At 58.8% G+C, this 22526-nt stretch carries 19 protein-coding genes; 10 read left to right on the plus strand and 9 right to left on the minus strand.

All coding sequences use genetic code 11. The annotated features are described in order from the left end of the window. Window positions 1–11: 11 nt before the first annotated feature. The 3 genes from ABD982_RS03190 to ABD982_RS03200 are packed head-to-tail and all read right to left on the minus strand — an operon-like array spanning window position 12 to window position 3158. On the minus strand, window positions 12–1145 hold the full coding sequence (locus ABD982_RS03190; RefSeq protein ID WP_345444654.1) for a P-loop NTPase: 1134 nt from the start codon (window positions 1143–1145) through the stop codon (window positions 12–14). Window positions 1146–1159: 14 nt separating this feature from the next. Then, complete coding sequence (locus ABD982_RS03195; RefSeq protein ID WP_409349928.1) at window positions 1160–1858, minus strand: DUF1003 domain-containing protein; 699 nt, start codon at window positions 1856–1858, stop codon at window positions 1160–1162. Then, on the minus strand, window positions 1851–3158 hold the full coding sequence (locus ABD982_RS03200; RefSeq protein ID WP_251379113.1) for a magnesium transporter MgtE N-terminal domain-containing protein: 1308 nt from the start codon (window positions 3156–3158) through the stop codon (window positions 1851–1853). Before ABD982_RS03200 ends, ABD982_RS03195 begins: the two co-directional genes overlap by 8 nt. Window positions 3159–3349: 191 nt before the next feature. On the opposite strand from ABD982_RS03200, the gene ABD982_RS03205 reads away from it, so the two are divergent. After that, window positions 3350–4285 carry a YflT domain-containing protein gene (locus ABD982_RS03205; RefSeq protein ID WP_345444660.1) on the plus strand — a complete coding sequence of 312 codons (936 nt, stop codon included), beginning with the start codon at window positions 3350–3352 and terminating at the stop codon, window positions 4283–4285. Window positions 4286–4406: 121 nt separating this feature from the next. Here the strand turns inward: ABD982_RS03205 and ABD982_RS03210 are convergent, their stop codons facing one another. Continuing rightward, a complete protein-coding gene (locus ABD982_RS03210) occupies window positions 4407–5951 on the minus strand; it encodes an aminopeptidase P family protein (protein ID WP_345444663.1) in 1545 nt (514 codons plus the stop codon). Between the two features lie 57 nt (window positions 5952–6008). Here ABD982_RS03210 and ABD982_RS03215 point away from each other — a divergent pair, with 57 nt between their 5' ends. Next, a complete protein-coding gene (locus ABD982_RS03215) occupies window positions 6009–6830 on the plus strand; it encodes a PHP domain-containing protein (RefSeq protein WP_345444666.1) in 822 nt (273 codons plus the stop codon). Between the two features lie 52 nt (window positions 6831–6882). Here ABD982_RS03215 and ABD982_RS03220 read toward each other — a convergent pair whose 3' ends face one another. Further along, the gene (locus ABD982_RS03220) at window positions 6883–8652 is read right to left on the minus strand and encodes a glycoside hydrolase family 13 protein (RefSeq protein ID WP_425570005.1); all 1770 of its coding nucleotides are present in this window, start codon (window positions 8650–8652) and stop codon (window positions 6883–6885) included. A gap of 109 nt (window positions 8653–8761) precedes the next feature. On the opposite strand from ABD982_RS03220, the gene ABD982_RS03225 reads away from it, so the two are divergent. Further along, window positions 8762–10195: a GuaB1 family IMP dehydrogenase-related protein gene (locus ABD982_RS03225; protein ID WP_345444672.1), complete on the plus strand. Its 1434-nt coding sequence runs from the start codon at window positions 8762–8764 to the stop codon at window positions 10193–10195. A 139-nt stretch (window positions 10196–10334) separates the two neighbouring features. Here ABD982_RS03225 and ABD982_RS03230 read toward each other — a convergent pair whose 3' ends face one another. From ABD982_RS03230 to ABD982_RS03245, 4 genes are all read right to left on the minus strand, one after another. Further along, complete coding sequence (locus tag ABD982_RS03230; protein WP_345444675.1) at window positions 10335–11930, minus strand: DEAD/DEAH box helicase; 1596 nt, start codon at window positions 11928–11930, stop codon at window positions 10335–10337. Between the two features lie 239 nt (window positions 11931–12169). Further along, window positions 12170–12403: a DUF3107 domain-containing protein gene (locus ABD982_RS03235; RefSeq protein WP_345444678.1), complete on the minus strand. Its 234-nt coding sequence runs from the start codon at window positions 12401–12403 to the stop codon at window positions 12170–12172. 132 nt (window positions 12404–12535) lie between these two features. Further along, window positions 12536–13192 (minus strand): TetR/AcrR family transcriptional regulator, encoded by a 657-nt coding sequence (locus ABD982_RS03240; RefSeq protein WP_345444681.1) that lies wholly within the window; start codon window positions 13190–13192, stop codon window positions 12536–12538. Window positions 13193–13269: 77 nt separating this feature from the next. Then, a complete protein-coding gene (locus ABD982_RS03245; RefSeq protein ID WP_345444684.1) occupies window positions 13270–14565 on the minus strand; it encodes a glutamyl-tRNA reductase in 1296 nt (431 codons plus the stop codon). A gap of 243 nt (window positions 14566–14808) precedes the next feature. Here ABD982_RS03245 and hemE point away from each other — a divergent pair, with 243 nt between their 5' ends. From hemE to hemB, 7 genes are all read left to right on the plus strand, one after another. Beyond that, the gene (hemE, locus tag ABD982_RS03250; RefSeq protein ID WP_345445763.1) at window positions 14809–15930 is read left to right on the plus strand and encodes a uroporphyrinogen decarboxylase; all 1122 of its coding nucleotides are present in this window, start codon (window positions 14809–14811) and stop codon (window positions 15928–15930) included. Window positions 15931–15941: 11 nt separating this feature from the next. Then, on the plus strand, window positions 15942–17390 hold the full coding sequence (gene hemG, locus ABD982_RS03255) for a protoporphyrinogen oxidase (protein WP_345444687.1): 1449 nt from the start codon (window positions 15942–15944) through the stop codon (window positions 17388–17390). A gap of 52 nt (window positions 17391–17442) precedes the next feature. After that, window positions 17443–18246 carry a hydrogen peroxide-dependent heme synthase gene (gene hemQ, locus ABD982_RS03260; protein ID WP_345444690.1) on the plus strand — a complete coding sequence of 268 codons (804 nt, stop codon included), beginning with the start codon at window positions 17443–17445 and terminating at the stop codon, window positions 18244–18246. Then, window positions 18246–19565: a ferrochelatase gene (locus ABD982_RS03265; RefSeq protein ID WP_345444693.1), complete on the plus strand. Its 1320-nt coding sequence runs from the start codon at window positions 18246–18248 to the stop codon at window positions 19563–19565. The genes hemQ and ABD982_RS03265 overlap by 1 nt, the downstream gene beginning before the upstream one ends. A 69-nt stretch (window positions 19566–19634) precedes the next feature. Continuing rightward, window positions 19635–20654, plus strand: coding sequence for a hydroxymethylbilane synthase (gene hemC, locus ABD982_RS03270; RefSeq protein WP_251379099.1), 1020 nt, complete (start codon window positions 19635–19637; stop codon window positions 20652–20654). A gap of 14 nt (window positions 20655–20668) precedes the next feature. After that, the gene (locus tag ABD982_RS03275; protein WP_345444698.1) at window positions 20669–21490 is read left to right on the plus strand and encodes a uroporphyrinogen-III synthase; all 822 of its coding nucleotides are present in this window, start codon (window positions 20669–20671) and stop codon (window positions 21488–21490) included. Window positions 21491–21505: 15 nt separating this feature from the next. Next, entirely contained in the window at window positions 21506–22519 is a 1014-nt protein-coding gene (gene hemB / locus ABD982_RS03280; protein WP_345444701.1) for a porphobilinogen synthase, read from the plus strand. The last annotated feature ends 7 nt before the right edge of the window (window positions 22520–22526 follow it).

Genomic DNA, 22526 nt, shown 5'->3' on the forward strand with positions numbered 1-22526 from the left:
AAATAATACTGTTAGACGTTGAAGGGCAGGGGCTTCCCGGCCAGCCCGCGGGGGCGGTGTGTTAGCTGAGTTGCGATATCGGTGAAGACAGCTGCTGCCTTAGTTTCTGGTGCCGACCAGACCACCGGGGTACCAGCGTCCCCGCCCTCGCGCAGTGCCATATCCAAGGGGATAGATCCCAGGAGCGGCACGGGGTAGCCCAGGGCTTTGCCCAGGGAATCAACCAGGATTTGGCCGCCGCCCTCACCGAAAAGAGCCATAGTGGAGCCATCGGGCAGGGTCATAGCTGCCATGTTCTCGATAACGCCGGTCACTTTCTGCTGGGTTTGAAGGCTGAGGGTACCAGCGCGCTGGGCAACGTCCACAGCGGCATGCTGCGGGGTTGAAACCAGCAGGATTTCTGCATGGGGGAGTAGCTGTGCCATCGAGATGGCGACATCCCCGGTGCCGGGAGGCAGGTCCAGGAGAAGGACGTCCAGAGCGCCGAAATGGACGTCAGTCAAGAACTGTTCCAGGGCTCGGTGAAGCATGGGGCCACGCCAGGCCACCGGTTGATCTGCGGCTACGAACATGCCGATTGAGATGACTTTGATATGACCGTTGCCGGTGGGTGCTTCAACGACCGGGGGGATGATCATGTCATCCATGCGGGTGGGACCTTCGACCAAGCCCAGTAGGCCGGGGATAGAGAAACCGTGCACATCGGCGTCGATGATGCCGACGCTCAGCCCGGCCGAGGCAAAGGCTGCTGCCAGGTTGGCGGTTGCTGAGGATTTACCAACACCGCCCTTGCCGGAGGCGACAGCAAAAACGCGGGTGAGGGATTCCGGCGCGATAAAAGGGTTAGCTTTGGTATGCCCCAGACGCTGACGCAATTCGGAACGCTGGTCGGCACTCATATAACCGATTTCAAGATCCAGGTGCTCTATCTCGGCAACCCGACCAACGGCTTCCCGCACGTCCGCTTCGATGGTGTTCTTGAGCGGGCACCCCTCGATGGTGAGCAGGATTTTTACTCGGGCGGTGGTGCCATCCACCTGGGAAGTTTCCACCATACCCAGCTCGGTGATGGGTAGACGCAGCTCCGGGTCAATGACCGTGGCTAGAGCGCTGTTAAGAGAGGTATCGGGGGTCTGTTCAGTCATGTTTACGGGGCCGACTACTCAGGTGAGCCGTCGATATCCTTCACCATCTTCTTCTTACGGTTCTTAGGGCGGTGTTCACTCAGCAAGTCAAAAGCGCTGGTTGAAGGGTTGGCTGAGTTGGGGTCAAAGTCCGGGAGCTCCATTTCGTGGTCGCTCTCATCCAGGCCGCGTGCCAGATGCTCAGCGCGGGCAAAGAGCTCTTCCTGGCGTTTTTGAACCTCTTGAATTTCGTCCATCAAATCTCGCATTTCACTGCGCACGAAGTCGCGGGTGGCTACCTCACGCAAAGTGATGCGCAGGGAAGCAATTTCGCGGGTCAGGTACTCAGTTTCTTCCAGGTTCTGCTGGTCGCGCTGGCGGTCCTGTTTAGAGACCACGCGGTCGCGGTCGTCCTGCCGGTTCTGCGCTAGAAGCAGCAGAGGCGCGGCATAGGAGGCCTGCAGGGAGAGCATGAGGGTGAGCAGGGTGAAGTTCAGTGCCCGAGGGTCAAACTGCATTTCCTCGGGTGCCAGGGTATTCCAGCCCAACCAGACGGCACAGAAAACGGTCATCCACAGTAGGAACTGCGGGGTGCCCATGAAACGGGCAATTTTTTCGGTCATCTGACCGAAGGCATCCGGATTGGGGTTGGCCAAGAAGAACCTGCGCCGCTTTTTCTCTTGGGGGGTGCCCAGAGTCTGCGCGGTATCTAGCGAAGGGCGTGCATCACTCAAAGCGTCGGCCTACCTTTCGGATCGGAGTCCCATCATCATAGGTGCGCCAGTCATCGGGCAGCATCTCATCGAGCACGTCATCCACCGTGACAGCTCCGACCAGGCGGTCAAACTCGTTAACTACCGGCACGATGGTAAGGTCATAGGTTGCCAGCACACGGGAGACTTCCTCGATGCTGGCGGCATCGTTGACTGCCTCAATTGAAGTATCCAAAATGTTGCCCACCTGCTCGCTGGGGGAATGGCGCAACAAACGCTGCATATGCACCAGACCCAGGTACTTGCCAGTGGGAGTCTCTAGGGGTGGACGCGCCACCATAACGGCAGCGGCCAAGGCAGGGGAAATTTCCTCTTGGCGAATGTGCGCTAGTGCCTCGGCAACAGTAGCTTCGGGGGAGAGCACAATAGGTACGGGGTTCATCAACGAACCGGCGGTGCCCTCCTCATATTCGAGCAGACGGCGCACGTCATCGGAATCGTCCGGGTCCATGAGGGTCAGCAACTCTTCACGCTGCTGATCAGAGAGTTCGCTGAGCAAGTCAGCGGCGTCATCGGGTTCCATTTCTTCCAGCACGTTGACCGCGCGCTCTACCTCAAGGTGGGAGAGAATCTCTACCTGATCGTCCTCGGGTAGCTCCTGCAAGACGTCCGCTAGGCGTTCATCTTGTAGCTCTTGGGCTACCTCTACCTTGCGCTTTTTGTTCATCTCGTGGATGGCATCCGCAAGGTCAGCGGGGTTGGAGTCCTCATGGCTTGCCACGAATGCAGTGGCTGCCTGGGGCTCAAAATCGGTGGAAAGGATAGCTTCATGCCAGTCGATAATGAGTGTTTCTTTACGGCGGCGCATCAGCGTATTGTGCCCGCGGGAGACGAAAAGTTCAGAGATGAACCAGTCACCATTGCGGCGTTGCTCCATCGCAACGTCCTCAATCTGGGCTCTGCCAGAGCCGTCCCGCAACTGCACCTTACGGTCAAAAAGTTCACCGACGACCAGGGCTTCTGAACCGCGTTGCTCAAAACGGCGCAGGTTCACCAGACCCGTCAGAATAATTTGGGTGGAATCGATGCTGGTCACGCGCGTCATGGGCACAAAAATACGTTTTTTGCCCAAAATCTCAATTACGATACCCACAACCACCGGCTCTTTGAGCTTGCCCAGGGAACCCACCGCTGAGAACTGCGTGAAACCGTGTTTAAGCACCACAACATCCCGCAAGCGGCCTAAACGGTCACCGTGCGGGTCAAAGACATCCAGACCAAGAAGGCGGGCAATAAAAATCTTATTCGGTGCAGTACTCACAGTTTCTAAGGGTACTAGCCTTTACAACGCCCCGCTACGCCGCACCCGCTGTGACAGCCGTCCTTTCTTCTTTCCGAGGCAGTAAGGGCGCCAGTGCTCTCGTCCCGACCAGGAGCACCTCTGCGTTCACCAGGGGCGATAAAGCACCGCCCATCCAGCAAGCTGTCAGCAGAGTAAGAGAAAATGGGGGAATGGACCAACTGAAAGCACCCCCGGCCCTCACCATGGCAGACGGCTCGAACATCCCGCCCGGTGAACTTGTGGCAACTTTTTCTGACCGCAAAGAACTTAACAAGGCGGTCGAATTTCTGGCAAGCCAAAAGTTCCCCGTGCACAGCCTCTTCATCGTGGGTCATGACGTCAAGCAGGTAGACTACGTCACCGGCCAGGCAACCTACCCCCGAGCCGCCCTGAACGGTGCACTACAGGGCATCATGCTAGGCATCATGGTAGGTGTTTTCAACTCGATTCTTACCCAAACCTCCATGCTCGCCAACATTCTGAGCATCGTTCCACTGGCGATTGCCTTCTGCATCATCTGGTCCATCCTGGTTGCTTCCCGAGCTAAGGGAAAGGGGATTCGCACCCGCACCCAGATGCTGCCGACTCGCCTAGACCTCATGGCTATCCCCGCTAAAGCTGCCGCCGCGCGTCATCTGCTGCGCGTTCCTCTGCAGGGCCACCCTCACCAGCCCGCCCAGCATCACCACCAGCAGATGCCCCATCAGCAGGCACCTCACGACCAAGCTCCTGGGCAGCCGGTAGCACCAGCCCAGCACCCTCACGCCACTTCCGTGCCCGCGGGCTCACTAGCAGCACCTCAGCCTGCTCACGGACAGGTCGAAGCGCCCACTCCGGTTTTTACCCCACCGGCTGAAACCAACAAGGACGGGTCAAGAGCCGCCGGTAAGTTCGGTCTGCGTATCGACAACCCTCAGCAGTTTGAGCAACAGATTCGTGAGCAGCCCGCTCCCGCCACCACCAATGAACGGGTGGAGCAGGTACGTGCCCAGCAGAGCGAGTCACGCTACGGGATCCGCGTGGAGGATGAGGCAGAGTTTGAGAAAACCATTCGCCAGGCACCCGCTCCTGCACCGAAAAAGGACGAGGGCAGCCCAGAAAGCTAGGATGCCGCCGTCAATCTGCTGGTAAACACCGCCCCTGTGCCGCCCGTTAGCGCGTGCACTCCCAACACAAAGCCCCTCACGAGTAGTAACTCGCGAGGGGTTTCTTGGTTCTAGGCTGGGGCTAGCTACTGAGCTGAGCCATCCAATCCTCAATGCCCTCTACCGTGCGGGGCAGGGCGGCCGAAAGGTTCTCGTTGCCGTTTTCGGTGACGAGCACGTCATCCTCAATACGGATGCCGATGCCACGTAGCTCCGCTGGGATCCCTAGATCCTCTTCCTTGAAGTAAAGACCGGGTTCAATGGTGAATACCATGCCGGGTCCTAGTACGCCGTCCATGTAGAGCTCACGCTTTGCCTGGGCGCAGTCATGCACATCTAGGCCCAGGTGGTGGCTGGTGCCGTGGGGCATCCAGCGGCGGTGGTGCCCGCCTTCTTCTGACAGGGAAACTTCAGCCGTGACGGGCAGCAAACCCCACTCCTCAAGACGGCTCGCCAGCACCTGCATAGTTGCGGCGTGAATATCCTTGAAACGGGCACCAGGAACAGCTGCTTTAAAAGCGGCCTCTGATGCTTCCAAGACAATGCTGTACGCCTTAGCCTGAACCTCGGTGAACTTACCGTTGACGGGGAAGGTACGGGTGATATCTGCAGTGTAGAGGGTGTCATCTTCAACACCGGCGTCCACCAGCATGAGTTTGCCGTCTTCGACGGTGCCGTTGTTACGGATCCAGTGCAAAACAGTGGCGTTGTTACCGCAGGCGGCAATGGTGTCGTAGCCTAAGTCGTTGCCTTCAGAACGGGCCTTGGCAAAGAAAGCGGTTTCGATGATGCGCTCGCCGCGGTGGTGGTCGCGGGCAGCAGGTAGAGCTTTGATGACCTCTGCGAAACCGTCAATGGTGTTCGCTACCGAGCGGCGTAGGTTCTCTACCTCAATGCTGTCCTTGACCAGACGTGCCTCTGACAGCGCCTCGGTAAGCACAGCGTCCAGCTTGTCAGATTCTTCTAAATCGACGGCGGTGTTGTAGCGGGAGGTATCGACCAGGGCATCCACGTTGAGGTCAACATCGCGGACTAGGCGGATACGAATGCCGCCCAGCGCCTGGTTACCAGCGTTCTTGGTGATTGCAACTTCAAGTTCGGACAGGTCAGCGGTTGCAATACCGTACTCGGCTGACAAAGCCTCAAGGGTGGGGCGGGCTCCTACCCAGAACTCACCGTAACGCGGGTCCTTATAGAACTGCTCGGTGTCCCGGCCCGCCAGAGGGCGGAAGTAGAGGGTCGCTTCATGGTCAGACCCGTTATCACCGGTGCCTTCTTCAACCGGCTCAAAGACCAGCACGGCATCCGGTTCGTGATCCAAGCCTAACCCGGTCTGGTGAGCGAAAGCTGAGTGGGGGCGGAACCGGTAGTCGGTGTCATTGGAACGCACCTTCAGCGGGCCAGCTGGGAGAACCAGCCGTTCGCCGGGGAACATCGCTGAGATAGCGGCACGGCGTTGAGCGGAAAAGTCCGCGACGGTGGAGCGCGCGGGTAGCTCGGTGTCTGCCGGTGCCCAATTGACTGCCATGAAATCAATAAAGGCTTTGGAAGAAGGTGCTGCTGAGCGGTTATTTACGCGCTCTTCGATGGGCTGTTCAGAGCCTGCTGTATGTTCAGAAGTGGTCATATCTCCACTCTAACCTATGGTTTCGCACCCGCTTGGGTGCTCGGTACAGTAGAGGGTATGTACGACCTCCACACCCACTCACAGATTTCTGACGGCACCCAGAGCTTGGATGAGTTAGTCGGTGAAATCGCTACCACCGGGCTGACCGGTTTCGCCCTCACCGACCACGACACCACCGTCGGGTGGCAGCGCGCTGGGCAGCTGGCAGAACACTTTGGGTTGGATTTTTTGCCCGGTATGGAGGTCTCGTGTTCCGGCCAGGGAGTCAGCGTCCACCTCCTGTCGTATATGCATGATCCTCTGGACACCGCTCTGCTGGCTGAAATTTCTAGGGCCAGGGAGTCGCGGGTGGGAAGAGCCCAGCGCATGGTGCAACTTCTGGCAGAGGACTATCCGCTCACCTGGGAGGCGGTTCAAGATCATACCCATGAAGGGGCTACCGTGGGACGCCCGCACATTGCAGATGCACTGGTAGCTGCCGGAGTGGTAGCTAACCGGTCCGAGGCCTTTGAAACCATTTTGACGGCCCGCTCCAAATACTATGTGCCTCACTACGCGGTGGACCCTGTACAGGCGGTTAGCTTAGTGCGAGCCGCCGGGGGAGTTCCTGTCATGGCTCACCCCCGGGCGGTAGCCCGAGGGTGGGTAGCGTCTGAAGAGCTGATCTTTGCCATGATAGACGCCGGTCTTGCTGGGCTAGAGATTTACCACCGGGACAACGGTCCTGAAGACCGCGCCTGGCTACTACAGGTAGCTAAAGAACACGACCTGCTGGTCACCGGCTCATCCGACTACCACGGCGCAGGCAAACCTAACCGTCTGGGTGAGAACACGACTGACGGCGAAACCGTTGCCCGGATCCGCGAGCAGGCGCGTTAGATTCTTACCTTCTGCCGCTGAGCTGTCCCTAGACAGGACGTTTATTCTCTGTTTACTGCTGGAGCCAAGCGGTCGCTGGGCCGGGTAGCTGGCCGTCTACTAGCTCCGCTGAGGCTAGAACCAGCTGACCTGCCGGAAGCTCAATGGTCTGGTCGCCGAAGTTAGTGACGTTAACCCAGCCGGAGGGGCGGCGGAAGGCGAGTACCTGCTCAGAGTCTGTCTCCAGCCACTCTATTTCTTCAGCCCCCTGGAGCTTGCGGCGGGCTGTCAGCGCTGCCCGGTAGAGGTTGAGTGTTGAGCTGGGGTCGGCATCCTGCAGGCTCACTGCAACGTCAGCAAACCAGGTGGGCTGTGGTAGGTGTGCAGTGCCGGGGCCGAAGCCGTAGGAGCTTCCGTGGCTCTTCCAGGGCAGGGGCACCCGGCAGCCGTCGCGGCCAACATTGACCCCGGGGGAGTTGAAGAAGGTGGGGTCCTGACGCTGGCTATCGGGGATGTCGGCAACCTCGTGCAAACCGAGTTCTTCACCCTGGTAGAGGTAAGCTGAGCCCGGCAAAGCGAGTTCGAAGAGGGTGGCTGCACGCGCACGGGCCAAACCTAGGGCACGATCCAGCTGACTTTCGGGGCCACCGGCGAGTAGCCACTCGTGGCCCACCTTCTCGTTGGTCTTCCCTTCGACAAAAGGCAGGCCGTAGCGGCTGGGGTGCCGCACCACGTCGTGGTTTGAGAGCACCCAGGTGCTGGATGAGCCGGACTCAGCAGACAGCTCCAGGTTCTCGGTCACGATCTTTTTGAACTCGTCAGCATCAAAGTGAGCGGTGAGCAAATCAAAGTTAAAAGCCTGTCCCAAACCCTCGGGGCTGGCGTAAGCGGGGCGGCGGTCTCGCTCTACCCAAGCCTCAGCAACGGCAGTGCGTGGCGGGGTGTACTCGTTGAAAACGGTTCGCCATTCGCGGTAAATCTCTTGGACCTCGTCGCGATCCCAAATAGGGTGAGTTCCGTCCTTAGGCAGTTTCTGCAGTTCTGCTTCGCTGGGCAACTCGCCCCACATGTCACCCTTAGCGAGGCCGTGGGCGACGTCAATGCGGAAACCATCAACCCCCCGATCTGCCCAGAAGCGGAAGGTGTCCAGGAAGTCCTGGTGTACCTCGGGGTTGCGCCAGTTCAGGTCGGGCTGTTCCTTGGCAAAGATATGCAGATACCATTGGCCGTCCCCGACCTGTTCCCAGGCTGGACCACCAAAAATTGATTCCCAATCTGAGGGCGGTAGCTCACCCTGTTCGCCCGAGCCATCACGGAAGATGTAACGGTCACGCTCGGGTGAACCGGGGCCTGCGGCTAGAGCTGCTTTGAACCAGACATGCTGGTCTGAGCTGTGGTTTGGCACCACATCCACAATGAGCTTGATACCGGCCTCGTGCAGAACCCCAGACATCTCATCAAAATCCTCCAGGCTGCCGATTTTGGGGTCAACATTGCGGAAATCGTCCACATCGTAGCCACCATCTGCCAGCTGGGAGGGGTAGAAGGGCGACAGCCAGACAGCGTCTACACCCAACTTCTTGAGGTAGGGAACCCGGCTGGTGATGCCCTTTAGATCACCGATCGAGTTACCGTCGCCATCGGCAAATGAGCGGGGGTAAATTTGGTAGACGGTGGCTTGACGCCACCAGTTAGGATCATCAGCAGCGGGGACCAGGAGGTTCTCGAGGGTGCTCACAGTGAAGTGCCTTTCAGTCGGGGGAGGGCTTATGTCAAAGCCTATAGAACCGTCTGCGCCTTCGAGCGCTCTTGGCAAAAATTCCCGACTTTGGAGCGACCCCATCACCTCCATCTGCTTCATCCAGCCCGCCGTGCAATCAGTATTCGGCTATGAGCTAAGTAGAAGAAAGAGGAATGTGCGCGCTCCTGTTTGTCCCCGTAAGCTAGGTTACATGAAGTTCCTGAACGATATGACTCCCTCCACCGATCTGACCTACAACGACGTTTTTATGGTGCCCTCTCACTCGTCTGTAGGCTCACGTATGGGTGTTGACCTTGCAACCGCTGACGGCACCGGCACTACCATCCCTCTGGTCGTTGCCAACATGACCGCCGTTTCAGGCCGACGCATGGCAGAAACTGTTGCCCGCCGCGGTGGAATCGCCATCATCCCTCAGGATGTTCCCGCCGACATTGTGGCTGAGACCATCGCTCGGGTGAAGAACGCCCACCTGCTCTTCGAAACTCCCATCACGGTCAAACCCCACCACACTGCTGGCTATGTGCGCCACCTTTTGCCCAAACGCGCCCACGGAGCTGCCTTCGTCATGGACGGAGAGCAACCCATGGGTGTTGTCACCGCAAAAGACCTGCGCGGCTGCGATAACTTCGACCAGGTGGAAAACGTCATGTCCACCGAGCTGCTGACCCTTCCCGACACCGTCAGCCCCCAGGAAGCCTTCGAGATTCTGCACCAGCACTCCCGTAAGGTAGCACCCGTTGTGGACGCGCAGGGCAACCTGGTAGGTGTTCTCACCCGCGCAGCAGCACTGCGCGCCAGCCTCTACACCCCCGCCACCGATGACCAGGGCCGCCTGCGCATCGGGGTCGCTATCGGAATTAACGGCGATGTAGCCGGCCGTGCCCGCACGCTCCTGGACGCCGGTGCCGACGTGCTGGTGGTAGACACCGCCCACGGCCACCAGGAAAGCATGATTGAAGCCCTCAAAAAGGTGAAGGCTCTCAACCCGCAGGTGCCCGTCGTCGCTGGCAACGTCGTCACCGCTGCTGGCGTTCGTGACCTTGCTGAAGCAGGCGCTGACATCATCAAGGTCGGCGTTGGCCCCGGCGCCATGTGCACCACCCGCATGCAGACCGGCGTAGGCCGCCCCCAATTCTCAGCCGTGCTTGAATGTGCAGCCGAGGCCAAAAAACTGGGCATCCATATCTGGGCAGACGGCGGCGTCAAAGACCCCCGCGACGTGGCCCTAGCCCTAGCAGCAGGTGCCTCCAACGTTATGATTGGCTCCTGGTTCGCCGGCACCTACGAGTCACCCGGTGACGTTCTGCAGGACGCCGACGGCCGTCTCTACAAGGAATCTTTCGGCATGGCATCCCGTCGCGCCGTCACCAACCGCAACGCCCAAACCGAAGCCTTTGAAAAAGCCCGCCGCGAAATGTTCGAAGAAGGAATCTCATCAGCCCGCATCTACCTTCCCCAGGGCAAGGGCGGGGTTGAAGACCAAATCGATTCCATCATCTCCGGCGTCCGATCCTCCTTCACCTACGCCGGCGCCTCAAGCATCGCACAATTCGCTGAGCGCGCCACCGTAGGCATCCAGTCCGCCGCCGGCTATGCCGAGGGCCAGGCACGCGAAACCCGCTAGCCCGACCCCTTAATCATTACCGGGGGGGCACTTGTTTACCCGGTGGGTAAACCTTCCTGCCTAAGAAATATGGCTGGGTTGGTCAGAAAGAAATTTTCTTTCTGACCAACCCAGCCATAGCCCTTTAGATTAAATTAATTTAGTTTTCTGCGCGGGGAGTGCGGCGGCGACGACGGCGGGTGCCCTCCCCACTCTTCTCCACTGACTTTTCCCTCGGGGTACGCTCAGCGCTACCATCGCCCTGACGGGTGCGGCGGCGACGCTCACCCTGGGGCTTATCCACGGTGCGCTCGACACCTTCCGATGAGCGTTCACGTGAGCCATCGCGAGCACCGGAGCGACGGCCACGGCCCTCACCGCGATTACGGTTGCCTTCGCGACTATTGGAACGGCGCCGCTCATTACCTCCGCGAGGGCTACGGTGTTCGTGGCCCTCCCCGTAATTCTCTGCCTCTTCAGCATCCAGACCGGCAGCAGTCTGCTCACTCTTGGGAAGCTTGCCCTTGGTGCCCTTCTCGATGCCCAGGTCAGCGAAGAGGTGGGGGGAAGAAGAATAGGTTTCTACCGGGTCATCAACACCCAGCTCTAGGGCAGCATTGATGAGCTTCCAGCGGGGTACATCTTCCCAGTCCACCAGGGTGACAGCGGTACCGGTGTTGCCCGCACGGCCGGTGCGGCCTACACGGTGCAGGTAGGTTTTTTCGTCTTCAGGGCACTGGAAATTGATGACGTGGGTAACGTCCTCAACGTCGATGCCGCGCGCTGCCACGTCGGTGGCGACCAGAATATCAACCTTGCCGTTACGGAAGGCGCGCAGCGCCTGTTCGCGAGCGCCCTGGTTGAGGTCGCCGTGGATAGCGCCAGCTGCGAACCCGCGGCCCATGAGTTCCTCTGAAAGGCGGGCGGCGCTGCGCTTGGTCTTGGTGAAGATGATGGTGCGCCCTCGGCCTTCGGCACGCAGGACGCGGCCGACCAGCTCGTCCTTGTCCATGGGATGGGCACGGTAAATAACCTGGCGGATAGAAGCCTTGGTGGCGGTTTCGTCCTCGCCACTTTCAGCACGAATGTGCATGGGACGGCTCATGTAGCGGCGCGCCATGGTCAGCACGGCACCGGGCATGGTAGCCGAGAAGAGCATGGTCTGGCGCTTTTCGGGAATCAGGGAAAGCAGCTTTTCAACATCGGGCAAGAAGCCCAGGTCTAGCATTTCGTCGGCCTCATCGAGCACCACAATTTTGACCTGAGAAAGGTTCAAAAAGTGCTGGCGTTGCAGGTCAATGAGACGCCCCGGGGTGCCAACGATGACCTCAACACCTGCTTCAAGTTCTTTAACCTGGCTTTCGTAAGGACGGCCACCGTAGAGGGTAGCGACGCGGGCGTTGCGCTTAGTCGCTGCGACGGAGAGGTCGTTGCCCACCTGAATCGCAAGTTCACGGGTAGGGACGATAATGAGCGCCTGGGGTGCTCCTGGGGTCTTCAAAGACGCCCACGCTTCGTCCTCACGACCGACGACGGACTGAATCGCAGGTAGACCAAAGCCGAGAGTCTTACCGGTGCCGGTCTTAGCTTGGCCGATGATGTCATGCCCCGAAAGAGCAACGGGAAGGGTCAGAGCCTGAATTGGGAAAGGAGTGGTGATACCCTTTTCTGCCAAAGCATCGCTGATGTCCTGGCGAACGCCGTAATCGGCAAAAGTGCGGCTGTCGGTGGTGACCGTTTCAAAATTTTCTGTCAAGAATCGTTTTCCTTAGATGGTGCCGCAGCGAGGTGCGGCAATGGGGAAGCCGATCGCAGGTTAGTCTCGTTCAATCGACCGCACAAACGGTGCGGGAGAACTTTGTTCAGGTGTTGATAGGTGAGGTTCACGACCGGGCAACCAAATAACTTTTTCATTCTACCGGCAAAAAGGCATAAAGACAGGGCAGGTGGGTGAGTCACCTGCGACTCACCCACCTGCCCTGAAGCGTGGGAGAGTTATTCGCCCACGCCGATGCCGAAGCCGATGCGACGCTTGGACTCAGCGCCGATTTCAACGAAGCCAATTTGAGCTGCTGGTACCAGGGTGGTTGCACCCTTGGAGTCAGTCAGTTCAAGAATGCTGCCCTGAGCCAAGGCGTCTGCCACTTTAGCCTTGATGTCAGCAGCGGTTTCATCCGAGTCGACAACAACCTGGGTGGGCACATTCAGCACGCCAATTTTGATTTCCACGAGAAACTCCCTCAATACGGTAGGGCACGATGAAACCGTGCCAAGCTTTACCCCAGTGTACGTGAGCGCACTAGTTCTCAGGCTCCTCGGCGTCCTATGTTCGTAACAGGCGAAACCGGTCTTTAGACTTGTTTATTCCCAGTCCTCGTCGATGATTGAAATGCCACCCCAGGCAAGGCGGAAGGTGGCCCTTTCGGCTGCTGCAAGTGCTTCATCAGAGCTGCCATTGTCGATCACGACCTGTGTTGAGGAAAGTACCATACCGGTCAGCATGCGGGCAGTCAGCATTGCTTCCTTAAAGGATAGGCCAGCATTGGGCGCTAGGATCCCGGCGATATGTTCTGCAATGAGGGTATGCAAATTTTCGATGCGTTCAAGCACCGCAAAGTCGTTGTGGATATCTGATGCAAAAATCAGGCGGTAGCCGGCAACGTTAGTGCGGGCATACGTAAAGAAAGCGCTGATAACCCCCTCAACGCGCTCCCTATTGACCTCCGATTGATGCAGGGGCGCGATGACGAGCTCCAACATATTCTTGATTTCTTCATCAAGCGCCGCCAGGTAGAGATTACGTTTACCCGTAAAATGCTGGTACAGCACCGGTTTGCTCACATTTGAGGCGTTAGCAATGTGATCCATAGTGGTGTAGTGGTAGCCTTGGGCAGCAAAAATCCGTACTGCGTTATTGATGAGCTGCTGCCTCCGCAAATCCTTAGGTAGGCGGGACACAACAAACGCATCGTTGGAGCCTTCTGGTGCATTGGGTGCTACTACAAGGTGAGAGCTCATCTGGAGATAAACCTTAGATGTAGGGATGGGGTCTTGCTAGTGAAGCCATGAATCTAACCCCTGCGTACGGCTCCAGGTTATGAAGCGTCATCTTGCGAAAGGGCCGGATCTTGGATTTGTTCCTGCACTTCGATGCCATACAGCGCCTCGAGGGCGGATACGTAGTCATCAATCCTGCCGTCACGGGCTAGTTCCCTAGCTCGCACGGTGGGGGTGTGCAAAAGTGATTTAACCATACGGCGCATGGCAAATTCGAGTTCTTCGGTGGCCGCCGTGCACCCGTATTGATGATGAACTTTAGCTAGTTCTGCATCGAGAACGCTCATGGTGTGCTGCCTGAGAGCAACAATAGCAGCGTCCACATTGCGTGCCTTCTCTTTGACCCTGAATTCAGCAGCTTCTTCGTCCACAATTGTGCGGGCAGTATGCACTGACTCCACGGTTTCTTCCGGTGAGGCTATGCGTACCGACTCCAGGGTAATGAGTTCGACGTTGGGTAAATCGGCCACCTCTGGGGCGAAGTCCCTAGACAGTGCTAGATCAAGGATGACGCGCTTACCTTCGGGGATTTCGATGGGCAGCATGGGGGAGGAAGCGCCAGAGCAACCAATGATAATGTCGGCCTTTTCCATAGAGGAATAGAGGCTACCGTGGGACACCGCTTGAGCGCCTCTCTTGTCCGCAAAAGAAGCTGCGCGGTCACTGCGAGAATAAACCCAAATATCGGTACATCCACGCTCATGCAGTGCGGCAATAGTCGCACCGGCATAGGCGCCCGTGCCAAAAACCAGCGCGGTGCGAGTAGCCCAGGTCTTCTCGGTAATGTCATCAGAAATATCTAGAGCGACAGAAACAATCGACCGGCCACGAGAACCCAGCATGGTGCGCTGACCAACTTTACGTGCTGTAGCAGCCCCGTGATCAAAAAGCCGAACCAGGTTGCCGGTTGCCCGCCCCTTTTCTTGCGCCAAAGAAAGAGCACGACGCACCTGGCCGGTAATTTCCCGCTCCCCCACAACCGCAGATTCCAGCCCAGAAGCAACCGTGAAAAGGTGATGGGCGGCATCCGAATTAATGAAAACATCAAAGCTGCTCTCAACAATGTCATAGCTAAGACCAGAGCGTGCTGAAACCATTTCGAAAATCTTTTCTGAAGTGAGAGCTACATCGTTATGAATGTTTTGCTGGGTCGCCCCCGGCTTGCTAGCTAGTTCAACGTAAATTTCTAGACGGTTGCAGGTAGACAAAATAACCTCGCCTTGAATGCCTTTGCTGACAAGGTGGGAGGGCAGGTCTTGAACACCCTCGCTGAGATGAGCGATGGTGGTGAGGTCTACAGTGCGGTGCGATGCAACGAGGCTAAAAATAGTCACAACGTTCTTAATAATAAACAAAAACTTGTTTGAAATCGTTGACAGGGTGTCACTAAGGTGACGCTGGTAGGTGCCAAGCGTGGGCACTGGGGCTTGGCAAGGCTGCATTTCGCGGCGTAGCGAATCTGACCTTAAAGGTACATTTTTTCTGGTGGTAGCCGGGTCATACATCTCGAGGTTTACTTCAGCGACACCCTGTCTCTAAAATTTTTTATTTTAATTGGCACAATAGTGTGTATGAGTATGAACCAGAGCCCTCCCCTCAGGCAGCGTGCCCTGCTCACCGATGAGCAGCTTGCGCACCTTCCTGCCAACCACCCCCTCAAAACTGCGAATACCGGCGAATCCGCCATGATTCGCACTCTCACCGGGCGCCCGGCTGACCATGCCCCGGTCTGGTTCATGCGTCAGGCTGGTCGCTCTCTGCCGGAATACCGCGAGGTTCGTGAAGGGATCCCCATGCTGGATGCCTGCCTCACACCCGCACTGGCTGCCGAAATTACGGTGCAGCCCGTTCGGCGACACAAGGTGGACGCGGGTATTTTCTTCTCTGACATCGTCATCCCCATGAAGCTTGCTGGGGTCAACGTTGATATCGTTCCTGGCCGCGGCCCGGTGCTGGACGCCCCCGTACGCACCATGGAAGAGATCAAGAACCTGCCGGAACTTGAGGACTCAGCCCTAGACCCCATCCGCGAAGCTGTTGCCCTGACCGTCAAAGAGCTAGGATCCACCCCGCTCATCGGTTTTGCTGGCGCACCCTTCACCGTAGCCGCCTACATGGTGGAAGGTGGCCCTTCCCGCGACCATTTGCGCCCCCGCACCATGATGCACGCAGACCCGGAAGCCTGGGACGCCCTGGCAGCCTGGGCAGCACGCACCAGTGCCCAGTTCCTGGCAGCTCAGATTGAAGCTGGCGCATCAGCGGTGCAGCTCTTCGACTCCTGGGCAGGCTCCCTGGGCGAGGCTGACTACCGCCGCTTCGTGCAACCCCATTCTGCCGCCGTCCTCTCAGCTGTTGAGCATTACGGTGTGCCCCGCATCCACTTTGGTACCGGTACCGCTGAACTACTGCCCGCCCTGCTAGAAGCTGGTGCTGATGTGATTGGCGTGGACTACCGTCTGCCCCTATCCGTAGCCCAGGAGCGTCTGGGCGGCGGCATCGTACTGCAGGGCAACATTGATCCAGCGCTGCTTGCCTCGGGCTGGGAGGCGCTTGCCGCCCACACCGACGCGGTACTGGAGCAAGGACGATCCGCACCGGCCCATGTCGTCAACCTGGGCCACGGCGTACCACCGACCACTGACCCCACCGTGCTCACCGCCCTGGTGGACTACATCCATACCCAAACTCGTAAAGGCTAGGTAGAAAGCCTATGGCAACCGGAGCTTCACAGGCGGAGACCGCACTCGTTATCGGTGGCGGTATTTCGGGTCTTCTTGCTGCGCGCGAGCTAGCGCGTGCGGGTAAAAGAGTCACCCTGGTTGAACGCGAGGAGCCTCTGGGCGGTGCGGTAGGTTCGCATCAGCTCGCTGGGCTGGTGCTGGACTCCGGTGCAGAGTCCTTTGCCACCCGCACCCCGGTGGTCACCAACCTACTGGGTGAACTGGGGCTTGAAGACCAAATCGTGCAGCCCAACCCCTTGGGATCCTGGCTCTACCTGCCTGAAGGCGCCTTCCGCTCACCGTCCACCGGTGTGCTGGGTATCCCCGGAAGCTTTGATGACCCAGCTCTCAAACAGATTTTGGGGCGTAGAGGCTACCGCCGAGCCACCCTAGATAAGGTGCTACCTCGCTCGGCTGGTTCTACGGCAAAAACCCTGGGCGAACTCGTCCGAGTGCGCATGGGCCAGCAGGTGCTCAATCAGCTGGTTACCCCCGTCGTATCGGGTGTCTTTTCAACCCACCCTGACAAACTCGAAATTGCCACCATTGCTCCGCGCCTATTGGACGGTCTGGCCCAGTACGGCTCTCTGGCCGCTGCCTCTGCTGCTCAGCGGGCTGCTTCACCGGCTGGCTCGCAGGTCGCTGGCATTGAGGGCGGCATGAACCGGCTATCCGAGGCACTGGTCGATGAATTGCTCAATCTTAGAGTGAGGCTAGTCAGCGGGTTCGACACTATTGCCGTTGACCGCGATCCCTCGGATGGCCGCTGGACCGCTATCCAGCGCCAGCCCCACAGTGGTGAGCGGGCAGCCGTTATTTCTGCTGACCTTCTGGTCGTCGCCACAGACGCCCAAACCGCTGTGCGCCTACTGGGCCCCTACCTGCCAGCTAGCGCCCTGCCTGCTGTGAAACCGGGCCCAGAGGTTGCCCTGGTCTCCCTTGTGCTGGACGCTCCAGCACTGGACGCCAACCCCCGTGGTACCGGCCTTCTGGTGAGCGAGCAGGCCACCGGCGTCCGTGCCAAGGCACTGACCCACGCCACTGCCAAATGGAGCTGGGTTGCCGACAGGGCTGGGGAGGGGCGCCACGTCATCCGGTTGTCCTACGGCCGTGCTGGCCAGGAGAACTCACCGCTCTCCGACCTTGCCCTGCACGATGACCAGTTGGTCACTTTGGGCCTGCATGACGCAGGGCGTCTGCTGGGCGTGCCCCTGAGCAAGTCATCGTTGGTTGCCGCTGATGTGGTGCGCTGGCGTACGGCGCTACCCTCCACCGGACCCGGGCACAGTCAGGGCGTCGCAGCTTTCCGCTCGGCCCTTGAAGATTTGGATGGAGCCACCGCTGTTGGAGCCTGGGTGGCAGGCACCGGCCTGGTCGCTATCGTCACGGACACCGCCCCGCACATCCAGCGTTTTATGCAACGTAATTCAAACCTCTAGATCAACCCTAGGATTCATCACACCATAACCCCACGGTGAAGGAAGAAAACCCATGTCACATCCCACCTCATCCCACGGTTCTGCCCATGGTGCAGGCGGCTACAGCCACGCAGCTGCAGCCCGCCCCACCGCTAAGGATGCCAACGGCAAGATTCAGGGCCAGCGCCCCGGCGAAGTTGCCGAAGGCGATACCCAGTTCCATTACGCCCTCTACACCATCTTCGCCCGCGAAGGCGTTGCCAGCCCTAACGCAAGGGGCGCAGAGGCAACCGCTGAACTCGAAAAAGCAGTAGCAGAGCTCGAAGCTTCTGATGTCACCGTTCGCGGTTTCTACGATGTCTCAGCGATGCGCAACGACGCCGACGTGATGGTCTGGGTGCACGGTGCTGTGCCCGAGGACCTGCAGGCAGCCATCCGTACCCTGCGCCGCACCGAAGCCTTCAGCGGTACCAAAATTGTCTGGTCTACTATGGGTCTGCACCGCGACGCTGAGTTCGTTGCTAACCACACTCCCACTTTTGCTAAGGGTATTGAACCCGAAGCCTGGATTTGCGTTTATCCCTTTGTGCGCAGCTTTGACTGGTACACCATGAACCCCGAAAAGCGCCGCGAAATCATGAAGAATCACGGTTTCAAGGGTATTGACTTCCCTGAAGTTCTGCCCAACACCATCGCTACTTTTGGTCTCAACGACTACGAATGGCTCATCGCATTGGAAGCTCCCGAGCTGGTGCTAATCGTGGATATTATGCGCTCCTTCCGTAACACCGAAGCCCGCCATTACATTCGTGAAGAGATTCCCTTTTACACAGGCCGCCGCATCCCTGCCGCCGAGGTCGCTGAGGTACTTGCCTAATGACTGCTATACCTAACGACGTCCGCCCCAATGTCACGGACCCCAACAACACCGCCTCCAACGGACCAGACCGCCTCGATGAGGCCACCATCGCTGATTTTCACGGTGAAGAAAACCTGACACGCCCGCGCTCTGAAGCACCCCAGGACTATGACCTGGTCATCCTCTCCTCCTTCGGCGGGCCCGAGGGCCAGGAGGATGTGATTCCCTTCCTGCGCAATGTCACGGCCGGTCGCGGCATCCCTGACGAGCGTCTGGAAGAGGTTGCGACCCATTACCGTGCCAACGGTGGAGTGTCACCTATCAACGCCCAAAACCGTGCCCTGCTGGCTGCCCTGCAAGAAGCTCTGGCCGAAAAGGGCCCGAATATTCCTATCACCTGGGCTAACCGCAACTGGGAACCCTACGTCAGTGACGTGGTGCAAAATGCTTACGACGAGGGCAAGCGCAATATTCTGGTGCTGGCTACCAGCGCCTACCCCGGTTATTCCTCCTGCCGCCAGTACCGCGAGGACTACGGCATGGCTCTTGAGAAGCTGGGTCTGGAAGGCAAATTGAACATCGGAAAGGTGCGTCAGTTTTTCGATTCCCCTGGCTTTATCCAGTCCTTTGCTGATGGTCTGGTTCTTGGTCTGAAGGACGTACGTACTCGTCTCTCCGAAGCCGAGCAGAAGGCCGCGGGTAACGGCAAGATCCGCATCATGTTCTGCACCCACTCGGTGCCCACCAGCGCAGCGAATGAAGCTGGCCCGCGCGGTGTGGACTACGAAGGTGGCAGCGCCTACGTTGAGAAGCACCTGCAGGCAGCCCGTGCCGTCCTCACCCGTGTAGAGGCTGTAGACCCCGCTCTGCTCGATGACGTGGAATGGGAGCTGGTTTACCAGTCACGCTCTGGTCCACCCAGCATGCCCTGGCTAGAACCCGATGTGAATGACGCTCTTGAAGCTATCGAGGGAGCTGTTGACGGTGTAGTTCTGGTGCCCCTGGGCTTCGTTTCAGATCACATGGAAGTTAAGTGGGATTTGGACACCGAGGCTCTGGATACCTGTGACCGCCTGGGCTTTGTGGCAACCAGAACACCCACCCCCGGTGTGCACCCTGAGTACGTGGAGTCTCTGCGTCAGCTCATTGCCGAGCGCGTGGCTGAAACAGCTTCTTCTACCGACCCGGCTGAACTTGAAGCCAATCGTGGGGGAGTGTGCGGCGGCAAGGGCTGGTTTGACGCCTGTAACCCGGACTGCTGCAAGTCTCTGCGCCCCGGCTCAGATAAGGCACGCATCGCTGATTACGCCGGTGACACCACCGGCGGAACCCGCTAAAACGGCAGCACAGCGCCCCGGCCTCCCTTGCCGGGGCGCACTGACGCTTAAACCTAAGGACGAAGGTACATGGTAGCGAAAGCACCTTACACTGTTGGCACCCGCGGCTCAGCTCTGGCGATGACGCAGAGCAAAATGGCGGCAGATTCCGTGGCAGAAGCCGGCGGTTTTGAGTTGGGTATGGTCACCGTTAAAACCGAAGGCGATGTACTCACCGGGCCGCTGTCGCAGATGGGAGGCACCGGAGTCTTCGCTGCCACCTTGCGCACCCGCCTATTGGAAGGAGTCGTGGATCTAGCAGTCCACTCCCTCAAGGACCTACCCAGTGCGCCCTGTCCGGGATTGGTTATTGGAGCTACCCCTGAGCGTGAAGACCCCCGTGATGCCCTCTGTGCCCGTGACGGTCTGACTCTGGACACCCTGCCGCTCGGTGCCCGCGTGGGCACCGGTTCACCGCGCCGTGCCGCCCAGCTCTTGGCCCTGCGCCCTGATCTAACCATCGTTGATATTCGCGGTAATGTGGGCACCCGCCTGGCACGTGTGACCGGTAACGAAGCCTACGGGGTTGGTGGTGCCGGCCTGCACGGTGAGAAGAAACTGGGTGCGATAACGGGCGACTGCGATGCGGTCATCCTGGCAGCTTCGGGGCTTAAGCGCCTGAGTCTAGAAGAAACCATCACCGAGTACCTGCCTACTGATCGGGTAGTTCCTGCCCCGGGTCAGGGCTCGCTGGCACTTGAAGTTCGTGAAGGTGAACTGGGCGGTGAGCCTACACCTCTGGGTGCGGCCGTCACAGCAGTGGATCACCTACCAACCCGCCTGGCGGTCACCGCTGAACGCGCTCTACTTCGCCGTCTTGAAGCAGGTTGTGCCGCCCCCATTGGTGCCTACGCCTATATCAAGGATGACCAGCTCACCCTTGATATCTGTGTGGCAGCTACCAATGGTTCAGAGACCCTGCGTCAGAGCCTCACCACCGACCAGCTCACCCTTGAAGCGGCGGCTGCGCTGGGCGTCCGCGCCGCTGAGCAGCTTTTGGAGCAAGGAGCAGCCAGCCTGGCCGGGCTCGAAACTGCTTTTGGGAACTAGGTAGAGTAAAGACTATGACGCACCTTCTTTTCACCCGCTTTCCCCGCAAGGCCGGAAGCTTCGTCCAAGAACTTCAGGAAATATTGCCCGGCACTACTGTCGCTTGCGCTCCGGTGCTTGAAGCGGTCGCGGTAACCCCCGAAGACTGGGACGCCACCGCCTTCTCGCTGATTCGTGGTGAATACAGCTGGGTCACCTTCACTTCAGTCAACGGGGTTCTTGCTTTTGATGCTCTGGCTGCAGAGCTGGGGCAGAGCACCGTTGAATTGCTGGGCGCTGCTCAGGTCGCCGCCGTGGGCACCGCCACCGGCAAGGCGTTAGAAGCCTTGGGTGTACTGGTCGATTTTGTGCCAGAAGAGCAGTCTGCGGTGGGCATGGTGGCCGAGTGGCCCCTGGACGAAGAATGGGAAGACCCTACCGAAGTAACCGTGTTGCTGGTGCAGGGGCTAACCGCCTCACCCACCCTAGAAGCAGGTCTCACCGACTATGGCTACACCGCCCTAACCCTGGGCGTCTATGACATGCAGACCTATCCGGCGCACCAGCCCCTAGTGGAGCGCACAGAAGAGGACGCTGCGGCTCTTGACCTGGATGCCGCCCGGGACGCTTTGGCCTCGGCTGATGTCCTGGTAGCTACCTCACCGCTGATTCTTTCTACCTTGGCTGAAGGCTATTCAGGGCAGCTGCCACCCACTGTCACTATTGGGGCAGCTACCGGAGCTGCTGCCCGGGAGATGCCTACCAGCGTCCGGCCCGCAAAAATTTCTGCAGCAACCACCCCGGCCCCGGCTGACCTGGCCGCCGCGGTAGCTGACCTTCTCCACTCCTCAGAATGATCTAAAGGACCAACAATGTTCTCAAACCCGACTCTTGACGTGCCCGTGCGCCCCCGCCGCCTACGCACCAGCGGCCCCATGCGAGCGCTGACCGCTGAGACCCGCCTGGCACCTGCCAACCTGATTCAGGTGCTCTTTGTGCGCGACGGCATCGACTCGCCCGTAGAAATTGCTTCCATGCCCGGCCAGTACCAGCACACCCTAGATTCTGTTCTGCCGGAGGTTCAAAAAGCCATTGACGCCGGCGTTGCTGCTATTGACCTTTTCGGTGTGCCCAAGGACGAAGACAAGGACGCCGCCGGCTCAGTGGCCTGGGCAGAGGACGGGATTCTCAACCGCGCCATTGCTGCCATCCGCCAGGAATTTGGTGAGCAGATCGTCATCATTGCTGATACCTGCCTGGATGAGTTCACCGACCACGGCCACTGTGGCCCGCTATCAACCGATGATTTCGGTGTGGTCTCTGTCGATAATGACGCCGCGGTGGAAGCCTATTGCAAGATGGCTATCTCCCAGGCAAAAGCCGGTGCTCACACCGTCAGCCCCTCGGGCATGATGGATGGCCAGATCGCTGCCATGCGGGCGGCACTGGATGATGCCGGGTACAGCCATGTTTCTATCCTTGCCTACTCTGCCAAGTACGCTTCAGCTTTCTTTGGCCCATTCCGCGATGCCGTGGGGTCAACCTTCACCGGTGACCGTAAAACCTATCAGCAGGACCCCGCCAATCGCCGTGAATCTCTCTATGAGGCTGCTCTTGATATTGAAGAGGGCGCAGATATGGTCATGGTCAAACCTGCCACTGCCTACCTGGATATTATCCGCGAGATTACCGATTTTTCACCTGTTCCGGTTGCCGCTTACCACGTCAGTGGCGAGTACGCCATGATCGAGGCAGCTGCAGCTCAGGGCTGGATTGACCGTAAGGCAGTTGCCCTTGAAGCGCTGACCGGCATCCACCGCGCCGGTGCAACCATGATTTTGACTTACTACGCCACCGAAGCTGCCGGCTGGCTCAACCAGCGCTAACCTCTCA

The organism is Rothia endophytica, from assembly GCF_039543885.1.
GTDB lineage: Bacteria > Actinomycetota > Actinomycetes > Actinomycetales > Micrococcaceae > Rothia > Rothia endophytica.